Origin of the sequence: Accumulibacter sp. (assembly GCF_036625275.1) — a bacterium.
GTDB lineage: Bacteria > Pseudomonadota > Gammaproteobacteria > Burkholderiales > Rhodocyclaceae > Accumulibacter.
In genome coordinates this window covers 13,577-31,857 of the sequence record NZ_JAZKUD010000015.1, presented here as the reverse complement: position 1 = coordinate 31,857, position 18,281 = coordinate 13,577, and the positions used below count along the sequence as shown (strand labels likewise).

Annotated in this window: 10 protein-coding genes; 4 read left to right on the top strand and 6 right to left on the bottom strand. The window is 61.4% G+C overall.

Translation table 11 applies throughout. From position 1 onward, the window contains the following. The first annotated feature begins 324 nt into the window (after positions 1-324). Positions 325-2,472 carry a YgiQ family radical SAM protein gene (locus tag V5B39_RS07965; RefSeq protein ID WP_332342365.1) on the top strand — a complete coding sequence of 716 codons (2,148 nt, stop codon included), beginning with the start codon at positions 325-327 and terminating at the stop codon, positions 2,470-2,472. Here the strand turns inward: V5B39_RS07965 and ettA are convergent. Together ettA and V5B39_RS07955 are read right to left on the bottom strand one after the other, a co-directional pair. After that, complete coding sequence (ettA, locus tag V5B39_RS07960) at positions 2,462-4,126, bottom strand: energy-dependent translational throttle protein EttA (protein WP_332342364.1); 1,665 nt, start codon at positions 4,124-4,126, stop codon at positions 2,462-2,464. The genes V5B39_RS07965 and ettA overlap by 11 nt on opposite strands. A gap of 547 nt (positions 4,127-4,673) precedes the next feature. Beyond that, the gene (locus V5B39_RS07955) at positions 4,674-7,169 is read right to left on the bottom strand and encodes a bacteriohemerythrin (RefSeq protein WP_332342363.1); all 2,496 of its coding nucleotides are present in this window, start codon (positions 7,167-7,169) and stop codon (positions 4,674-4,676) included. Positions 7,170-8,032: 863 nt separating this feature from the next. Between V5B39_RS07955 and V5B39_RS07950 the strand changes: the two genes are divergently transcribed. Both V5B39_RS07950 and V5B39_RS07945 read left to right on the top strand, forming a co-directional pair. Next, positions 8,033-9,691, top strand: coding sequence for a methyl-accepting chemotaxis protein (locus tag V5B39_RS07950; RefSeq protein ID WP_332342362.1), 1,659 nt, complete (start codon positions 8,033-8,035; stop codon positions 9,689-9,691). A 65-nt stretch (positions 9,692-9,756) separates the two neighbouring features. Beyond that, complete coding sequence (locus V5B39_RS07945; protein ID WP_332342361.1) at positions 9,757-10,551, top strand: hypothetical protein; 795 nt, start codon at positions 9,757-9,759, stop codon at positions 10,549-10,551. 275 nt (positions 10,552-10,826) lie between these two features. Here the strand turns inward: V5B39_RS07945 and V5B39_RS07940 are convergent, their stop codons facing one another. Next, entirely contained in the window at positions 10,827-11,891 is a 1,065-nt protein-coding gene (locus V5B39_RS07940; protein WP_332342360.1) for an IS630 family transposase, read from the bottom strand. Between the two features lie 265 nt (positions 11,892-12,156). Here V5B39_RS07940 and V5B39_RS07935 point away from each other — a divergent pair, with 265 nt between their 5' ends. Next, positions 12,157-13,317, top strand: coding sequence for an acyl-CoA dehydrogenase family protein (locus V5B39_RS07935; RefSeq protein ID WP_332342359.1), 1,161 nt, complete (start codon positions 12,157-12,159; stop codon positions 13,315-13,317). On the opposite strand, the gene V5B39_RS07930 is transcribed toward V5B39_RS07935, so the two are convergent. The 3 genes from V5B39_RS07930 to V5B39_RS07920 form a co-directional block, all read right to left on the bottom strand. Beyond that, the gene (locus V5B39_RS07930) at positions 13,275-14,192 is read right to left on the bottom strand and encodes a DUF547 domain-containing protein (protein WP_332342358.1); all 918 of its coding nucleotides are present in this window, start codon (positions 14,190-14,192) and stop codon (positions 13,275-13,277) included. The genes V5B39_RS07935 and V5B39_RS07930 overlap by 43 nt on opposite strands. A gap of 64 nt (positions 14,193-14,256) precedes the next feature. Beyond that, positions 14,257-16,404 carry an FAD-dependent oxidoreductase gene (locus tag V5B39_RS07925; RefSeq protein WP_332342357.1) on the bottom strand — a complete coding sequence of 716 codons (2,148 nt, stop codon included), beginning with the start codon at positions 16,402-16,404 and terminating at the stop codon, positions 14,257-14,259. Between the two features lie 282 nt (positions 16,405-16,686). Next, positions 16,687-18,258 carry a methyl-accepting chemotaxis protein gene (locus V5B39_RS07920; protein WP_332342356.1) on the bottom strand — a complete coding sequence of 524 codons (1,572 nt, stop codon included), beginning with the start codon at positions 18,256-18,258 and terminating at the stop codon, positions 16,687-16,689. Positions 18,259-18,281: the final 23 nt, after the last annotated feature.

The window sequence follows — 18,281 nt, the reverse complement described above, 5'->3', positions numbered from 1 at the left end:
GACCGCAACCGCGGCAGCTCATTCGGACCCGATCAAGGCTTCGAGTCCAAACGACATTCAAAGTATATACGCCTTGCACGCTACTCGCGTGTGGTGATCCCATGGCCATCACTTTTTCTGGCATCCCTGATCATGAAGACGATGTTCGTTTTCAATCCCGCTCCCTTGTCGGCTTTTCTACTCGCAGGGCGGAGAAGGAGAGGGAAGCGCTCATGACTTTCATGATCGGGGGTGCCTGGAAAAGTCATGACCGTTAGGGGCAAGCAGGTCGACGGATTGATCAAGGCAGTCAAATCGAAGCCCCTGTTCCTGTAGAATCGCCTGATGAACACTCCTTGCAACCCCGCCTCCAGGAACCTCTTTTCGTACCGCAAATACTGGGCCAGCCGCTTTGGCATAGCACCGTTCCTGCCGATGTCGCGTACCGAAATGGACCAACTCGGCTGGGATTCCTGCGACGTCATCATCGTGACCGGTGACGCCTACATCGACCACCCGAGTTTCGGCATGGCTCTGGTTGGACGTCTGCTTGAGGCGCAGGGTTTTCGCGTCGGCATCATTAGCCAGCCCGACTGGCGGTCGGCCAAGGATTTTCGGGTGCTCGGCAAGCCGAACCTGTTCTTCGGCGTCACTGCCGGTAACATGGATTCGATGGTCAATCGCTACACCGCCGATCGCAAGCCACGTTCCGATGACGCCTACACACCGAACGGCGAAGCCAACCGGCGGCCTGACCACGCTGTCGTCGTCTATGCGCAGCGCTGTCGCGAGGCCTTTCCCGGCAGTCATGTGGTGATTGGGTCGATCGAAGCCAGCCTGCGCCGCATTGCCCATTATGATTACTGGTCGGACAAGGTGCGCCGCTCGGTGCTGCCGGATTCGAAAGCCGATCTGCTGATTTTTGGCAGCGCCGAGCGGGCAATCGTCGAACTCGCGCACCGTCTTGCTGCCGGCGAACCCATCGCCGCGATCCGCGATCTGCGCGGCACCGCGTTCATGGTGCCGCGCGGCTGGCTGCCGGGCGACGACTGGGCCGAGATCGATTCGAGCCAGGTCGATACACCGGGTCTGCTGGTTCGCCACCCCAACCCTTACGCGATGACCCCGGAGACGGGCCAGGAAGCCGCCTGTGCGTCCCGGCCGGCACCTTTGGAGACCCGCGTCAGACCAGACCGGACCCAGGTGATCCCGCGGTTGATCCAGTTCCAGTCGCATCCGCGCATGCCGAAGCTCGATCGAACGCGCAGCGCCATTCGCCTGCCATCTTACGAGGCCGTTGCCGCCGACCCCGTACTCTACGCGCATGCTTCACGTACCTTCCACGTCGAATCGAACCCTGGCAACGCACGCGCGCTGATCCAGGCGCATGGCGAGCGCGATGTCTGGCTCAACCCGCCGCCGATTCCGCTGTCGACGCCGGAAATGGACGGTGTCTTCGCCTCGCCATTCCAGCGCCGACCGCATCCGTCCTATGGCGATGCGAAGATTCCGGCCTTCGAGATGATTCGCTTTTCGGTCAACATCATGCGTGGCTGCTTCGGCGGCTGCACCTTCTGCTCGATCACCGAACATGAGGGGAGGATCATCCAGAGCCGCTCCGAGCCATCGATCCTGCAGGAGATCGAGGAAATTCGCGACAAGACGCCGGGTTTCACCGGCATCATCTCCGACCTCGGCGGACCGACCGCCAATATGTACCGCCTGGCATGCAAGGACCCGAAGATCGAATCGGCGTGCCGCCGCCTGTCGTGCGTCTACCCCGGCATCTGCGAGAACCTCGACACCGACCACACGCCGCTGCTCCGGCTTTACCGCAAGGCGCGGGCGCTGCCGGGAGTCAAGAAGGTGCTGATCAGTTCCGGCCTGCGCTACGACCTCGCGGTACGCGATCCGCAGTACGTCAAGGAACTGGTCAGCCACCACGTCGGCGGCTACCTCAAGATTGCTCCCGAGCACACCGAAGACGGGCCGCTGGCGCACATGATGAAGCCCGGAATGAGTTCCTACGAGCAGTTCAGGATCCTGTTCGAGAAGTTTTCGAAGGAGGCGGGCAAGGAGCAATATCTGATCCCCTATTTCATCGCCGCGCATCCGGGCACCACCGACCAGGACATGCTCAACCTGGCCTTGTGGTTGAAACGTCACCATTTCCGCCTCGATCAGGTCCAGACATTCCTGCCAACGCCGTTGGCGATGGCCACCGCCATGTATCACAGCCGCAAGAACCCGCTGAAGAAGGTCGGCCGCGATTCAGAGGCCGTCGAAACCGTCCGCGGCACCCGCCAGCGCCGCCTGCACAAGGCTTTGCTACGCTATCACGATCCTGAAAACTGGCCCCTGCTGCGCGAAGCCTTGAAGCAGATGGGGCGCGCCGACCTGATCGGCAACGGCAGGAAGCAACTGATTCCGTCTTTTCAGCCGGCTGGGACCAGGGCCCGCCGGACCATACGGAACATCATGCCTACCGGGTAATCGGCTTGTAGCGAATCCGTTTCGGTTTCGCCGCCTCCTCGCCGAGCCGGCGTTTCTTGTCTTCTTCGTACTCATGATAGTTGCCGCTGAAGAAGGTCCATTGCGAATCGCCTTCGCAGGCCAGAATGTGGGTGCAGATGCGGTCGAGAAACCAGCGGTCGTGGGAAATGACCAGCACGCTGCCGGCAAATTCAAGCAGGGCGTCTTCGAGGGCGCGTAGCGTTTCAACGTCCAGGTCGTTTGACGGTTCGTCGAGCAACAGGACGTTACCGCCGGCGATCAGGGTCTTGGCCATGTGCAGACGCCCGCGTTCGCCGCCCGAGAGTTGGCCGACACGCTTCTGCTGGTCGCCACCCTTGAAGTTGAAGCGGCCGATGTAGGTGCGCGCCGGGGTTTCATACCGGCCAACGGTCAGCACGTCGGCACCGCCGGAAACCTCTTCGAAAACGGTCTTGTCGCCGTCGAGGCAATCGCGGCTCTGGTCGACATAGGCCAGCTTGACGGTATTGCCGATCTCGATTTCGCCGGAATCGGGCTGTTCCCTGCCGATCAGCATCCGGAACAAGGTCGATTTGCCGGCGCCGTTCGGGCCGATGATCCCGACGATGGCGCCCGGCGGTACGCTAAAGCTGAGCTTGTCGAGCAACAGACGGTCACCGAAAGACTTGCTGACTGCCCTGAATTCGATCACCTTGTTCCCGAGACGCTCGCCGACCGGGATGAAGATTTCCTGCGTTTCGTTACGCTTCTGATATTCGACGCTCGACAGTTCCTCAAAACGCGACAGCCGCGCCTTGCTCTTGGCCTGGCGCGCTTTCGGGTTCTGGCGTACCCATTCGAGTTCCTGCTTCATCGCCTTGATGCGGCCGAGCTCCTGGCGACCTTCGCTTTCCAGACGTGCTTCCTTCTGTTCGAGCCAGCTCGAATAATTGCCCTTCCAGGGAATGCCGTGGCCACGGTCAAGTTCAAGGATCCACTCGGCGGCATTGTCGAGAAAATAGCGGTCGTGCGTGACGGCGACCACCGTGCCGGGGAAGCGCACCAGAAATTGCTCCAGCCATTCAACCGATTCGGCGTCCAGATGATTGGTCGGTTCATCCAGCAGCAACATGTCCGGTTTCGACAGCAGCAGCTTGCACAGCGCGACACGCCGTTTCTCGCCGCCGGAGAGATTGCCGATCAGAGCCTCCCAGGCCGGCAGGCGCAGCGCGTCGGCCGCGAGCTCGAGTTGGCTGTCGAGGTCCGAACCGGCGCTGGCAATGATCGCTTCAAGGCGGGCCTGTTCTTCGGCCAGCCGATCAAAATCGGCGTCGGGTTCGGCATAGGCCGCGTAGACCTCTTCGAGCCTGGCCTGTGCCTGGAAGGCCTCACCGAGGCCGGACTCGACTTCCTGACGGACGGTCTTCTGCGGATCGAGTTGCGGTTCCTGCGGCAGGTAGCCGATGTGCAGATTGGGCATCGGCATCGCTTCGCCGACGATGTCCTTGTCGACGCCCGCCATGATGCGCAGTACCGTCGACTTTCCCGATCCGTTGAGACCGAGCAGGCCGATCTTGGCGCCGGGAAAAAAGGAGAGCGAAATGTCCTTGATGATCTGGCGTTTGGGCGGGACGATCTTGCCGACGCGGTTCATCGTGAATACATATTGGGCCATGGCAGTCGATTCAGAGGGAGTGGTTGGCGAACGCAAAGTGTCTCGAAAGCGCAAGTCTACCCGAGACTGGCGGCCAATGGCCCGCCATCACATCGACGAGCTTGAACCCATCAGTTGATGGAGACGCCGAAGGGTAGGAGATCCAACGGCACTTCCGCAAGTGCTCCAGGCCCTGGTAACAGTCGTGATTCGAAGAAAGCTCGCCCAAATGCGAAAGGACCTCGCGGACGGATGATCTCTCCGTGAGGAAGGCGATGATCCGGATCTCGCCGCCGCACTTCGAACCGAGCCGCGGGAAGATCTCATCAATCCGGGCAAGCAGCAGGGCCCACGCGGTTCGCGCTGCCTGGCGATGGATCGGCTCTTCTGCAGCTTGTGTCTGGGCTGCTGCGCCTAGTGCGGCGGGGAGCAGAACGTTGCAGACCTCCGTTTGCTTACGCTGCCGGCGTTTCGGGCAGCCGCGGGTCTGCCGGCCTCGAAGACCCTTTTGATGACGAAAGTGCTTTTGAATCGACGGGTCCGCGGGCCAGAAAATCGGTGACCTGGGTTACTGCCCCTCGAGCGCCAATACGCCGCGTTTCTTCAGGAATTTCCCGAGTTTCTTGTCGCTGGAATGGATGTGCTGCATCAGCCAGGCGTGCAGCGACATCGCCAACTGTTGCAGGTTGATCTGCGGGTTGGCCTTGAGTTGCAGGTCGTAGCTCGCCAGCGCGTCGGCCAGTTGCAGGTGCTGCCCCTGGTGCTCACCGATGTCCGGATAAGCGTTTTCGAGCATCAGTTTTTCCTCGAAGGAAAAGTGGCTGCGCACGTACTCGATCAGCGCCTTCATCACCTTTCTCGATTCGCTCTTCTTGTCGCCTGAACGCGTGCTGGCGTCAAATCGGCTGAGGATGCGGATCAGTTCCTGGTGCTGGGCATCGATCGAGGCATGCCCCGTCTCGTAGGTGAATGACCACGCCAGCAAGGGGTTGCTGGCCTCCGCGAGCTGTTTCTTGATGCGGGGCTTCGAGGCGACTTCGTAAGGCGGGTTTTCCGCAAAGTCGGTCAAGGCCGCCAGCGGCAGCGGACGTGAGAAATGGTAGCCCTGGATGACATCACAACCGCTGGCTTCGAGGAAGGCCATCTGTTCCGGCGTTTCCACACCCTCGGCGACAGTCATGATGTCGAGCTTGTTGGCCATCTCGATGATCGCCAGCACAATGGGAATGTTGTTTTGATCCCGGATGAATGACTGGTCGATCTTCAGGTAATCGAAAGGCAGTTGGTAGAGGTAGGAAAGGGACGAGTAGCCGGTGCCGAAATCGTCCAGGGCAAGATTGACGCCGATCTTCTTCAGGGCCATGAGCGTGGCCTTGGTCACTGCAAAGTCGTTGATGAAGGCGCTTTCCGTGATTTCCAGGGTCAGACGGTAACCGGCCATGCCGTCAAGCGCTTCGGTGACCTTCGCCACGATGTCGCTCTGAGTGAGTTGCAGCGGTGACAGGTTGACGGACATGTTGATGCCGGTACTGCGCATGACGCGACAGGCTTCCTGCAATACCCACTCACCGAGCTTGCAGATCAGGCCAACCTCCTCGGCAATGGGAATGAAGCGCGCCGGACTGATGATTCCCAGTTCCGGGTGCGCCCAGCGCACCAGCGCCTCGGCGCCGTGTACGCTCCGGCTGACCAGGCAGAGCTGCGGCTGATAATGCAGCAACAGGTCACCGGGGATGGCCTGGCGCAGTGCGTTTTCGACCATCATTTTTTCCAGTGCCTGCGCGTTGATCCGCGCCGTGAAGAACTGGAAATTGTTCCGTCCCTGATTCTTGGCATGATACATGGCAACATCGGCGTGCTTGAGCAGATCGGCGACGTATTCGCCGTCGGTCGGGTAGATGGCGATGCCGATCGAGGAAGTGGTGGTAACGGAATGGTGATCAATCCGGCAGGGCTTGCCGATCGCGGCCAGCAGCTTCTGGGCGGCGTGCGTGATATCGACATCGTCGTTGAAATCCTCGAGCAGCAGCACGAACTCGTCGCCACCATGCCGCGAGACGGTGTCCGTAGCGCGCAGGCAGTCCTGGATTCGACGCGCCACTTCCTGCAGCAGCAGGTCCCCCACCTCGTGGCCGAAGGTGTCGTTGACCACCTTGAACCTGTCGAGGTCGATGAACATCACCGCCAGTCTGGAGCGCTTCCGCTCCGCGCGCCCTATCGCCTGTCTGATCCGGTCTTCCACCAGGCTGCGGTTGGGCAAGCCGGTCAGGAAGTCATGGTGCGCCATATGCTCGATTCTGGCCATCGTTCGGCTGGATTCGGTGATGTCGTTCATCAGGCCGATGTAGTTGGCCACCGATTCGCCCGTCCGGACGACACTGATGTTGGCGTGCACCAGATACTCTTCGCCGGTCTTCTTTCTGTTCCATATGTCGCCCTGCCAGTGGCCGATCTCATGCAGGGTTTGCCACATCTTGCGGAAGAAGCTGCGCGGATGGCGCCGGGAGGCAAACAGCCTGGGATTCCTGCCGAGCATTTCATCGATGCGAAAGCCTGTCAGCCCTTCCAGCGCCTTGTTGGCCGAGATGATATGGTTATCCTGACTGGTGATCACAATGCCTTCCGAGGCACTTTCGAAGACGCTGGCGGAAAGTTTCAGTTGTTCCTCAGCCTCCTTGTGACGGGTGATGTCCTGGAGTACCTCGACCGCACCAATGATTTTGTCGCCATCGAACAGCGGTTTTGCCTCGAAGGTCAGGTAACGTCGCTTGCCCATGAGGTTGTCGAACCAGCCTTCTGCCTTGTAGCCATCACTGGCAAATTCCGTTCTCTCATGCAGACTGTAGAAGCGCGAAGCATCGGCCAGCAGGTTGTCCAGCACCAGGTCGGCCAGGCAGGGCCTGGGTTCATCGTAGAAGCCCTTCCAGTGATCCTGCGTGCCCAGGACATCGCCGGCGGCGATGCCGGTCAACGACTCGCACGGGCCATTCCAGGCCATCACCACATGCCGGGTGTCGACCATGAATGCGGGCAGGCTCAGGGCATTCAGTATGCTGCTAGTCATTTTCAAGTTCTCTCAATTCGGGGGCACGCTGCCCACAACGTGCGGGTTTGCCATGCCTTCGTCCCTTGGTATGACCGAGTCCTGCACAGAAAATTTCTGCCTCAACGACCCACCATTCTAGCCAGTGCGGGGGAAACATGGGCAGAAACTATGTCACATCAAGTGACCCGTTCGATACTGTCGATAAACCGCCTATCCCCAAGCGGCTGCTCCTGATCCAAGGCCATGCGGGTGTTGCTGATTGCGTCGACATCCCGTTCCGGATGGAACAAGGACCGATCATTCGCCGGCCGCTCAACCTCGTTTTCCCCACAGACTGGAATACACCGCATGCGGAGTTCGCAATGAATCAGGTTGCCCCAGTCCGTTCGCCCGATAATTGCTCCAGCGATAATGCGCCGGGTCGAAGAAGCAGGCGTCGCGGTTATGTCCTCGCTGAACGACGTGCAGGGGAAGACCTGGGAGATGAATGCGGGGACGACGGGGAAATGTCGCTCAGGATAGCAAGTTCTGCCGGCCAAATCGAACCTGGCCCCTTGCAGGGGTAATTGACTTGCATTTGATTCATTTAATTCGACCCTGCCCTCTTTAATCTCCGGGCACTGATGCCAGGCAGGCGACGCCGTCAGCGGCGCCTGCCCGAGAGATACTGTTTTGTCATCGTACAGTCTCTGAGTTGGTGACATGTCCGCCGTGCGGGCACGATTGACGTCCCGCTAATCACTCCCTAGACTGGTGCGGTATCCCATTGGTGATGAAATAGCCTTTCAAAGTCACCAATGGTCGGACGAAGGATGAAAACGCCAACCACAATAATGCATATGACCAGGTGGGCGTCGCGGAAACCAGAGGAGGGACGCGAGATGAGCATGAGACTGGGCGCAGTCGTAGTTGTCGCCTTGCTGCAAGCGGGCATGGTGGTCTGGGTTGCTGGCGGCATGGGTGGGTTGGTGATGATCGTTGCCTGCGGCAGTGCGATCCTCACCGCCGCTTTGGCGTACGGGTTGCTGCGAGGAGAGGGGGCGGCGTTCACCGGGGGGACGGTGGTCGAGGAATTGCGGCGCGTCCGGGACGGCCAGGTGCCTCTGTCGCAGTGTCTTGGCGGTGACGACCCTGTCGCCAGCGAGATCAATCAATTGCTGTCCATGTTCCGGCGCATCCTGGTGCGCACGCGCGGCATGAGCGCACAGGCAGCGCTGGGCGCGGCGCGGATGGACCGGATTGTCAAGGGGACGCTGGCCGGGGCGGCGACGCAGGGCGATCTGTCGAAGCGGATATACACGATGTCGCAGGAAGCCAGTCAATCGGCGAACAGCGTGCTCAGCAACTCGGCGTCGATTGCGACCACCTCGTCGACCAACCTCGAAGTGGCCGAACGAGCGCTGCAGGAGATGCGACTGCTTGCCGGCGAGATCGTCAACGTCAGCAGACGGCTGCTGGGCTTTCGCGAGACGGTCAAGCTGCTTGACCAGAGCGCCTCGCATATTGCCGAGATTTCGCAGTTGATCAACGAGTTCTCCGATCAGACCAACCTGCTGGCGCTGAACGCGGCGATCGAAGCGGCGCGTGCCGGTGAGCATGGGCGCGGTTTCGCGGTGGTGGCGGACGAAGTGAGAAAGCTCTCGCAAAGCGTCAAGGCCGCATCGAACACGATTTCGGAAAACATCGCCGAGATGACGACGCTGGTGAAAAACACCGATCACGATTCCGCGCAGATTGCCGAAAGCGTCGACCGCTCGCGCTCGGTGGTCGAAGAATCGGCGGGCAACTTCGAGCGGATGGTGAGCGATCTCAAGGACGCCACGGCCAAGATCGCCGAGATAGCGCAGGCCATGCAATTGCTCAAGGCGTCCAACGAAGCGGTGCATCAGATTGCCGATCAGATTCAGGAGACGAGTCACCATATTGTCGAACAGGTGAAGGCATCGGACGCGTTCGCGAGCGACCAGAGGGAGGCGACCGAGCGCGCCCAGGCAGCGCTGGCCGAACTCCGCACCGGCGAGACCGAATTCGACCGCGTCGTGCTGATCACCGAGACCTTCCGCGATCAGGTGGCGGCCACCCTCGAAAAACTATCGGCACAGGGCGTCAATGTCTGGGACCAGAATTACCAGTTGATTGCCGGTTCGAATCCCAAACGTTACAAGACGAGCTACGACGACCTCTGCGAGGCGGCGCTACAGGCGACGGGCGATACAGCGGTGGCGGCCAATCCGCGCCTCGTCTATGCGCTGGCGCTCGACAGCCGCGGATACGCGCCGGCGCACAACAGCAAGTTTTCACAGCCGCCGACCGGCGACTACGCAAAGGATCTGGTCGGTACGCGACACAAACGCATTTTCGACGATCCGGTCGGATTGAAAGTTGCTCAGAATGCAAGCCCAAGCCTGTTTCAGACCTATATGCGCGACACCGGCGAGGCGCTCAACGACCTGTCAATGCCGGTGGTCGTCAATGGCCGGCGCTGGGGCGCGGTCAGAGTCGGCTTTGATTCGCAGGTCGTGATCGCCGAAGCGGGATAGTGTCCGTTCGTCGTTTGGGGGTAACTCCTTGCTGTCCAGCGAGGAGAAGCCGAGACGCCGACTCCATGTTGCTCTCGACAGTCGTCGGCGACGTGCTCGAGCAGTGCGGTGCCGCACAGGTGCGCGCAGCGGTGGTGTGTATGCTTCGTTCGGGTTTTGCCGAAACCGGCGAAAAAGGACAGGCGCTGGAAACGGCGATCAAGGCGATTGCCAGGCGCTACCAGATTCGGCTGCTGGGGCCGCGGGCGGTGAGTTTTGTCCGACCCCGACGGGAACTGAACGCGATTTCTTCTCGGCGCCAGGTTCCGGCCGGCAACCTGGCGCCGGTCTCGCAGTCTGGCGCGGTATGTACCAGTATCCTCGACTGGGTATTCGCCGAGGATCTCGCCCTGTCGGCAGTATTCGCGCCCGGCAACGGTTGCGATCCCGACCTGCCCGAAATCCTCGATTTCCTGGCGGCAGACCCCGAGACACGGTGCATCCTGCTCTACCTGGAAGGGCTGCACGACCGGCGGCGGTTCATGAGCGCCTTGCACGCCGCGACCCGGACCAAACCCGTCGTGGTAGTCAAGAGCGGTCGACATGCGCTGTCGGCGCGCCTGGTCGAAGCGCATCACCGAGTGCCGGTGGGAGACGATGATGTCTTCGACACGGCCTTGCGCCGTGCCGGCACGTTGCGAGTGGATTCAATCGGCGACCTGTTCTCGGCGGCGCGCGCTGATCTCGCCACGCATGCCGCGTGGGTCGCGGCTGACCGTGGTTGCCAATGGTGGCCGGCCTGTGTGTCCTCGCTGCCGATGCCGCCGCCGAGCAAGGAATCCACCTTTCCCGTCTTGGTCCCGACTCTGTTGTGGCGCTGAACGAGGTGTTGCCGGCTTCGTGGTCGATGAGCAACCCGGTTGACATTCGTTTGATGCCGATGCCCACCGCTTGCAGCGGGCGGTAGAGGTCAGCCTCGCGGACGAAGCGGTCGACGGAACCGTGGTGGTTGTCTCTCCCAGCTCCTTCTCCGATCCAACGGAAGTGGCATGGTCGTCGAACTGGCCGCGACCAGCAGCAAGCCGCTACTGGCGTGCGTGAGGGGAGAAGCCTCGGTGCACACGGCCCGTCGACTGCTGGTAGAGGCGGATATACTTCACGCGGTACAGTTTTCGGTTTTTGAAAACAGTTGGAAATTCATGGTCATCAAGGTTTGCATTTTGCTTTTGAAGCGGGTGCCAAGGTCGCGCAGGCAGGCGTCGATGCTTTCCTTGAAAGTGGCGAACGTGTCGTAATGGGTGCTGTACAACACCTGCTTCTTGACGAAGCGCCACAACCTTTCGATGAGGTTCAGGTTGGGAGAATAGGCTGGCAAATAAAAGAGTTCGATCCCCAATGCCGTGGCCTTGTCAAAAACGGACTGGCATTTCTGGTCACGGGCGTTATCCAGTATCAGCGTGATGGAGAGTCCCGTACCTGCGTAGCAACGGGCGATCTTGTCGAGCAAGGCGCAAAACGTCACTTGGTTGACAACGGTGTCGTTGGTCAGCGTGACGGCCTCCTGCCGGATCGGGTCGTAGGCAGCCAGGACGTTGTAGCGTTTGCGCCCGCAGCTTGACGGCAACCACTGGCGCACGAAGCACCAGCGCATCCCCAGGAATGCGCCCATCACGAAATGCGCCGCGTCCACGAACAGCATCGTGCGCCTGCCCTGCTTGGCTTCTTCCAGGCGCGGTTGCAACTTGTTGTCGTGGAACTCCTGTTGCGCTTGAAGCTGTTTTTCGTCGTCCAAGGCCTTGCCGGGCACCCATCCGCAACGCCTGCATTTCATGCCGAGCTTCCGCAAGAACGCCCGGCAGGCCGAGTGTTTCAGGCGCACCCCGGTTTCCCGCTCGATCCCCTCTATCGCCTGGTTGAGCGTGTGCGGCGGACGGTTCTCGAAAACCTTCTTTAGCCTTTCCGCGTGGGCATCCAACTGCCCCTCCCCCTTGCGGTAGTGCTCGGCCAGGAGCCCCGGCAGGCCACCGTCGCGGTACTTCCTCACATATTCAGTGACCGTGTCTTCATCCACCCGCACCACGTCGGCTATCTCCCGGTGCGCGTAGCCCTTGCCCTTGAGGTAGACCACCCAGCATCTTTTGCGGGCGCGCGGGCAGGGGTTCCCGCTCGCCTCCTTGTGCAACTCGTCCAATTGTTCTTCGGTCAGTTTCAGATCGATCATCTTCAGGCTTCAACGCAGTGTTCAAAGCTCCTTTTATCACCCAACATTGGCTTGACGTAAAACCGAAAATTTGGCCGCGCGGAGTATAGTCACCGAAAGGCGGTGGCTGTTCAGTAGCCGTCAGGCTGGTAAGCAGAGCCGCACCGGCAGGCTTCCGGCAGCGGGTGCCCGGCCGATGTCTGTCTGGTACGCCATGCTGGTTCAAGATCGAAACGCCGGTCGGTACCTAAATTGATCTCAACACGAAGCCAAGGAAAGGATCGCAATGCTCAATGCCCCAGACGAATACCAGGAGATTCGCGACGCCGTACGCGACCTCTGCCGCCAGTTTCCCGACGAGTATTTCCGCCGCATCGACGAACAGCGCGCGTACCCCGAGGCCTTCGTCGATGCGCTGATCGGCGCCGGCTGGCTGTCGGCGATGATCCCCGAGGAGTACGGTGGCTCCGGCCTCGGGCTGACGGCAGCGAGCGTGATCATGGAGGAGATCAACCGCAGCGGTGGCAACGCCGGCGCCGTGCACGGGCAGATGTACAACATGGGCACGCTGCTACGCAACGGCAGCCGGGCGCAGAAGGAGAAATACCTGCCGGCAATCGCCGCCGGCAGGCTGCGCATCCAGTCGATGGCGGTCACCGAGCCGACCACCGGCACCGATACCACCAGGATCAGGACCAGCGCCGTGAAGAAGGACGGCCGCTACCGGGTCAACGGCCAGAAGGTCTGGATTTCGCGCGTGCAGCACTCGGACCTGATGATCCTGCTGGCGCGCACGACGCCGCTCGCCGAGGTGAAGAGAAAATCCGAAGGCCTATCGATCTTTATCGTCGATCTGCACGAGGCCATCGGCAACGGCCTCAGCGTGCGGCCGATCGCCAACATGGTCAATCACGAGACCAACGAACTCTTCTTCGACAACCTGGAGGTTCCCGAAGAGAACCTGATTGGCGAGGAAGGGCAGGGTTTTCGCTACCTCCTCGACGGCCTCAATGCCGAGCGGGCGCTGATCGCCGCCGAGTGCATCGGCGATGGCTACTGGTTCATCGAACGCGCCACACGCTATGCCAAGGAGCGGATCGTCTTCGATCGGCCGATCGGCCAGAACCAGGGCGTTCAGTTCCCGATCGCCGACGCCTTGATCGAGGTCGAGGCGGCGAACCTGATGCGCTTCCGGGCCTGCGCGCTGTTCGACGCGCGGCAGCCCTGCGGCGCCGAGGCGAACATGGCCAAGTACCTCGCCGCCAAGGCCTCGTGGGAGGCGGCCAATGTCTGCCTGCAGACGCATGGCGGTTTTGGCTTCGCCAACGAATACGATGTCGAGCGCAAGTTCCGCGAGACACGCCTCTACCAGGTGGCGCCGATCTCGACCAACCTGATCTACGCCTACGTGGCCGAGCACCTGCTCGGCCTGCCGCGCTCGTTCTGAACACTCGATGAGTTCCGCAGGCCGATTTCTACGGCGTTGACTGGCGTTTCTGCCCTGGGTCGTCCCGATTCATCGTTCAGGCGCCAGTCGTAATCGAGAAACTCGATCTCGTAGTCGCCGCTCCGGATTCTCCTGATGTCGGCCGCCGAGTCGGCCAGTACGTTCGCATGGCGTGCCAGAGCTGCCTTGACCGAGGTCATTCCCTGATGGCCCTGGGCAAAATCCTTGCCATACCAGTCGAAGATCCTCGAGATCTTCATTTTTCCGCTGGCGGTCTCGAAGCGATTGCGACTGCGGTCGGAGAGGAAGCGACGCATGCCCTCTTCGAGCTGGGCGTCGAGCTTTTCGGCGACGAAGGCGCTGGGCAGCAGCATCGGGCAACCGACTGATGCGCAGACGACGGCGAAGTGGATTCTCGGTTCGTCGAATTTTCCCGTGGCGCGAATCATGCCGTGCTCGACATCGTCGAGACTGCGTTCCTGGCCGAGCAGGGTGAAGAACTTTTTCTTCCACGGGCTGCGAAAGGTGCTGCCAAGGTCCTTGATCGATTTCAGGTCGGGATACTTCTGCAGCACCAGCTCGACTGTCCAGGCGTTGTAGGCATTGATCAGGAAGGCCAGTTGCTGCCCTTTGTTCCAGCGCTCGTAGTCGCCTGGCGAAACCTCTTCCAGGGTCGTCAGATAGCGCCTGAGCGCTGCCCGGTCGGACTGCATTCCGGCGTAGCGCACGGCCGACGAGTAGCCTTCCTTGCTGACCACCACATGCCGGACCAGCAGGTCGTTCCAGGATCGGTGCGTGTGATCGAAGGCCCGCACCGGCCCGGCAATGAACAGCGTCAGCCAGGCGGTCAGCCAGAAAAGTCGTTTGCTCATCATGGCGCAGTTCTCCAGTCTTTGCGATAGGGTTCAGGCGTGTATCCTGGTCGGCGGGAGCAGCGGCTCATCCTCCCAGCCGCCAGGCGTGAAAGCGTTCGACCCAGCGCAGCAGCGTCGCTGGTGCGTGCGCCTTTTTCCAGACGCCGGCGACGTACTTGTTGGCCTCGGCGAGGGTCGGGTAGATATGGATGGTGCCGAGAATCTGGTTGAGGCCGATGCCCTGTTTCATCGCCAGCACGTACTCGGCAATGAGGTCGCCGGCATGCTCGCCGACGATCGTCACGCCGAGGATACGATCCTTGCCGGGAACGGTCAGCACCTTGATGAAGCCATGGGCTTCGCCATCGGCGATGGCGCGGTCGAGGTCGTCGAGGTCGTAACGTGCGACCTCGTAGGCGATTCCTCTTTCCCTCGCTTCCTGTTCGTTGATCCCGACGCGGGCGACTTCCGGCTCGACGAAGGTCGACCAGGGAATCACCGAGTAGTCGGCGCGGAATTTCTTGAAAGGTGCAAACAGCGCATTGACCGCGGCATACCACGCCTGGTGCGCAGCCGTGTGGGTAAACTGGAAGGGGCCGGCGACATCGCCTGCGGCGTAGATGTTCGGGTAGCGTGTTTGCAGGAACTCGTTGATCTCGACCGTTCGCCCGCTCGGGATGCCCAGTTCTTCGAGGCCATAGCCCGTCAGATTGGCGCTGCGACCGAGCGCCACCAGCAGGACGTCGAAGGCGATGCGCAGCTCTTTTCCCTCGTGCTCGGCGATCAGGATCTTCTCCCCCTGCTCGATGACGAAAGCCTTCGCCTGATGGTTCAGCAGCACTTGTATACCCTCCGCGCGAAAACGTTCGGCAACCATCGCCGACACTTCCGGGTCTTCGCGCGGCATGATGCGCGAACCCCGTTCCACTTGCGTGACGCGCGCGCCGAGGCGGGCGAAGGTCTGCGTCAGCTCCGAGCCGATCGGCCCGCCGCCGAGCACGAGCAGGCGGCGTGGCAGTTGGCGCAGATTCCAGACGGTGTCCGAAGTCAGATAGCCCATCTCCTCGATTCCCGGCATGGGCGGCACAAAGGGACGCGCGCCGGCCGCGATGACGATGTTGCGCGTACGCAGCGTCTGTATCGTTCCATCGTGGCAGATGACCTCGACCTGCCACGGCGAAACGATGCGTGCCGAACCCTCGACCACCTCGACTCCCAGCTCGCGGTAGCGTTCGACCGAGTCGTGCGGCTCGACCGTCTTGATGATTTTCTGTACGCGCTCCATCACCTCGGCGAAGTCGAAGCTCGCCTGCGCCGAGGCGATGCCGAACTCGCGCGCGCGGGCGATGTGCGACAGCAGCCTGGCCGAGCGGATCAGCGCTTTCGACGGCACACAGCCGGTGTTCAGGCAGTCGCCTCCCATGCGGTGCTTCTCGATCAGGGTCACCTTGGCCTTCACGGCCGCCGCGATGTAGGCGGTGACCAGGCCGGCACTGCCGGCACCGATGACCACCAGGTTACGGTCGAAGCGTGCAGGCTTCTGCCAGCCGGCGTAGACCCGGCGCGCTTTCACCCCTTCGACGACTTTGCGGGCGATCAGCGGAAAAATTCCGAGCAGTGCGAACGAGGCGAGCAGACCTGGCGAGACGATGCCGGCGAGTGAATCGATACGCGCCAGTTGCGTGCCCGCATTGACATAGACGACCGTACCGGCAAGCATGCCGATCTGGCTGACCCCATAAAAGGTGCGGGCCTTCATCGCGGTCAGAGCGAGCAGGAGATTGACCAGGAAGAAGGGGAACACCGGGATCAGGCGCAGGGTGAACAAGTAGAAAGCGCCATCACGCCGGATGCCTTCGTCCACCGCCTTGAGGCGTTCGCCGAAACGTTCGCTGACCCAGTCGCGGAGCAGGAAGCGCGCGGCGAGAAAGGCCAGTGTAGCGCCGATCGACGAAGCAAAGGAGACGATGACGGTGCCCCAGAGGAGACCAAAGATGGCCCCACCGGCGAGCGTCATCGGCAAGGCGCCGGGCAGCGACAGCGCGGTCACTGCGACATAGGCGACGAAGTACAGTCCGGCGACCTGCCACGGGTGTTGCCGCTGGTAGTCGCCGAGGGCTGCCTGTTGCGCCTTGAGTGCATCGAGGTTCAGGTACTGCCCGAGACCGAGCTGAAAGTAGGCGACAATGGCCAGGGCGATGAGCGCAAAGATGACGATCTTTTTTCTGTTCATGGCGATTCCAGGGCGATGGTTGCATCCAGGGCGCGGGGGGCCGCACCGGTTTCTCGGCCGCTTGCCGCCGGCAGTGATTCGTCGGTATGGTTGCCGAAAACTTACAGGCTGTCGCCGGAGCCGCGTGATCGGCAAGCCCGGCGGGTGCGGTCAGCCGCGGTCAGACTAACGGTCATGACTTTTCCAGGCACCCCAGATCATGAAAGTCATGACCGTTTCCCTCTCCCCCGACCCCTCCCCCGCGAGGGGGGAGGGGAGATTCGTGCGTCGCATACGCGACTTTTACATTAAACCGGACCTGGCAGCGCGTCTCGGGGTGGCTGGAGGAGCAGGTGGGGACGACGCACCGGATCGGGCGGCAGCGTCGATTTTGAAAAAGGCCATGAGTTCCTGGAGCTGGCTGGCTTGTCCGGCCAGCTCTTCCGCCGTGGCCGCAAGTTCTTCGGATGCCGAGGCGTTCTGTTGTGTCGCCTGATTCAATTGTCCCAGGGCACCGTTGATCTGCATCACGCCGCTGGATTGTTCCGAGGAGGCCGTGGCGATCTCCTGCACCAGGTCCGAAGTCTGGCGAATACTGGGCACCATCTGCGTCAGCAGGTTTCCGGCGAGATCGGCCTGTTTCACCGAGGATTTGGCCAGGCTGCCGATTTCCTGCGCAGCGACTTGCGAACGTTCCGCCAGCTTACGCACTTCCGCGGCGACGACGGCAAAGCCCTTGCCGTGCTCGCCGGCACGGGCCGCCTCGATCGCGGCATTGAGGGCCAGCAGATTCGTCTGGTAGGCAATGTCGTCGATGATGCTGATCTTGCCGGCAATGCTCTTCATGTCCTCGACCGTGCAGCCGACTGCCGCGGCCCCTTCAGCCGCCTCACTGGCCGCCTTGGCGGCAAGCTTGCCGGTGAGTTTGGCATTTTCCTGGTTCTGTGCGATGGACGCGGTCATCTCCTCCATCGAGGCCGTGGTCTCCTCGACCGACGCGGCTTGTTCGCTGGACGAATGCGACAGGGAACTGGCTGTCGCGGAGACCTGTCCTGCCGCATTGCTCAGGCTGTCGGCGGCAGTGTGCACTTCGCCGATCACCTGTGTCAGTTTGCCCTGCATGTCGGCCAGCGCCCGCAGCAGATCCCCGGTTTCGTCCTGTCCGCCGGCTTTGACGACCATACTCAGATCGCCGCCGGCAATCGTGGTCGCCGTTCGCACGGCTTCGACCAGAGGGGCGACCATTCTGCCGGCCGATACCCATGCGATCGACACGGCCACGACCAGGCCCAGCAGAAACAGGCCGACGTTGGTGGCAATCAGATTCGACACGCGCCTGTTCGCTGCAGAAACCATCTCGCCCCCTTCGCTCTTCTGCTGATCGAGAAACTTGCTGAGTGCAGCGTCGATTTCCAGGAAGCGCTTGTCTGCCGCCTGCATCATGCCGGTGCCCGTGGCGAGGTCGGATTGCGCCATGTCGATGGCCTGCGCCACGCTCTTGCGGTAACGTGTCAAGGGCTCTTCAAGTGCGGCAAGCGCCTTCCTTTCGTCCTCTTCGAGATCGCTGCGTTCGCGGAATTTCTGGAGCAACTGTATCGCGCCATCCGCGTGCCCCATGATCACAGCGCTGTCTTTGGCAATGCGCGCCTCGTCGAAGTTGCCCAACATGGTGAACAGGCGGTAGGCCGCGACGTTCGCTTCGAGCAACTTGCTGCGGCTGTCGTTGACGGTGGAGAAATGCTCCATCCCTTTCGCCATCACGGCATCCAGCGTTTGCTGCATCGAGCGCAAGCCAAGGTGGCCGACGACGCCCAGAAGCAGCATCATGGTCAGCGGCACGAGCGAGGAAACGACGATTCTTGCCTTGATCTTCATGATTCTCTCCGCGAAAGGGGGCG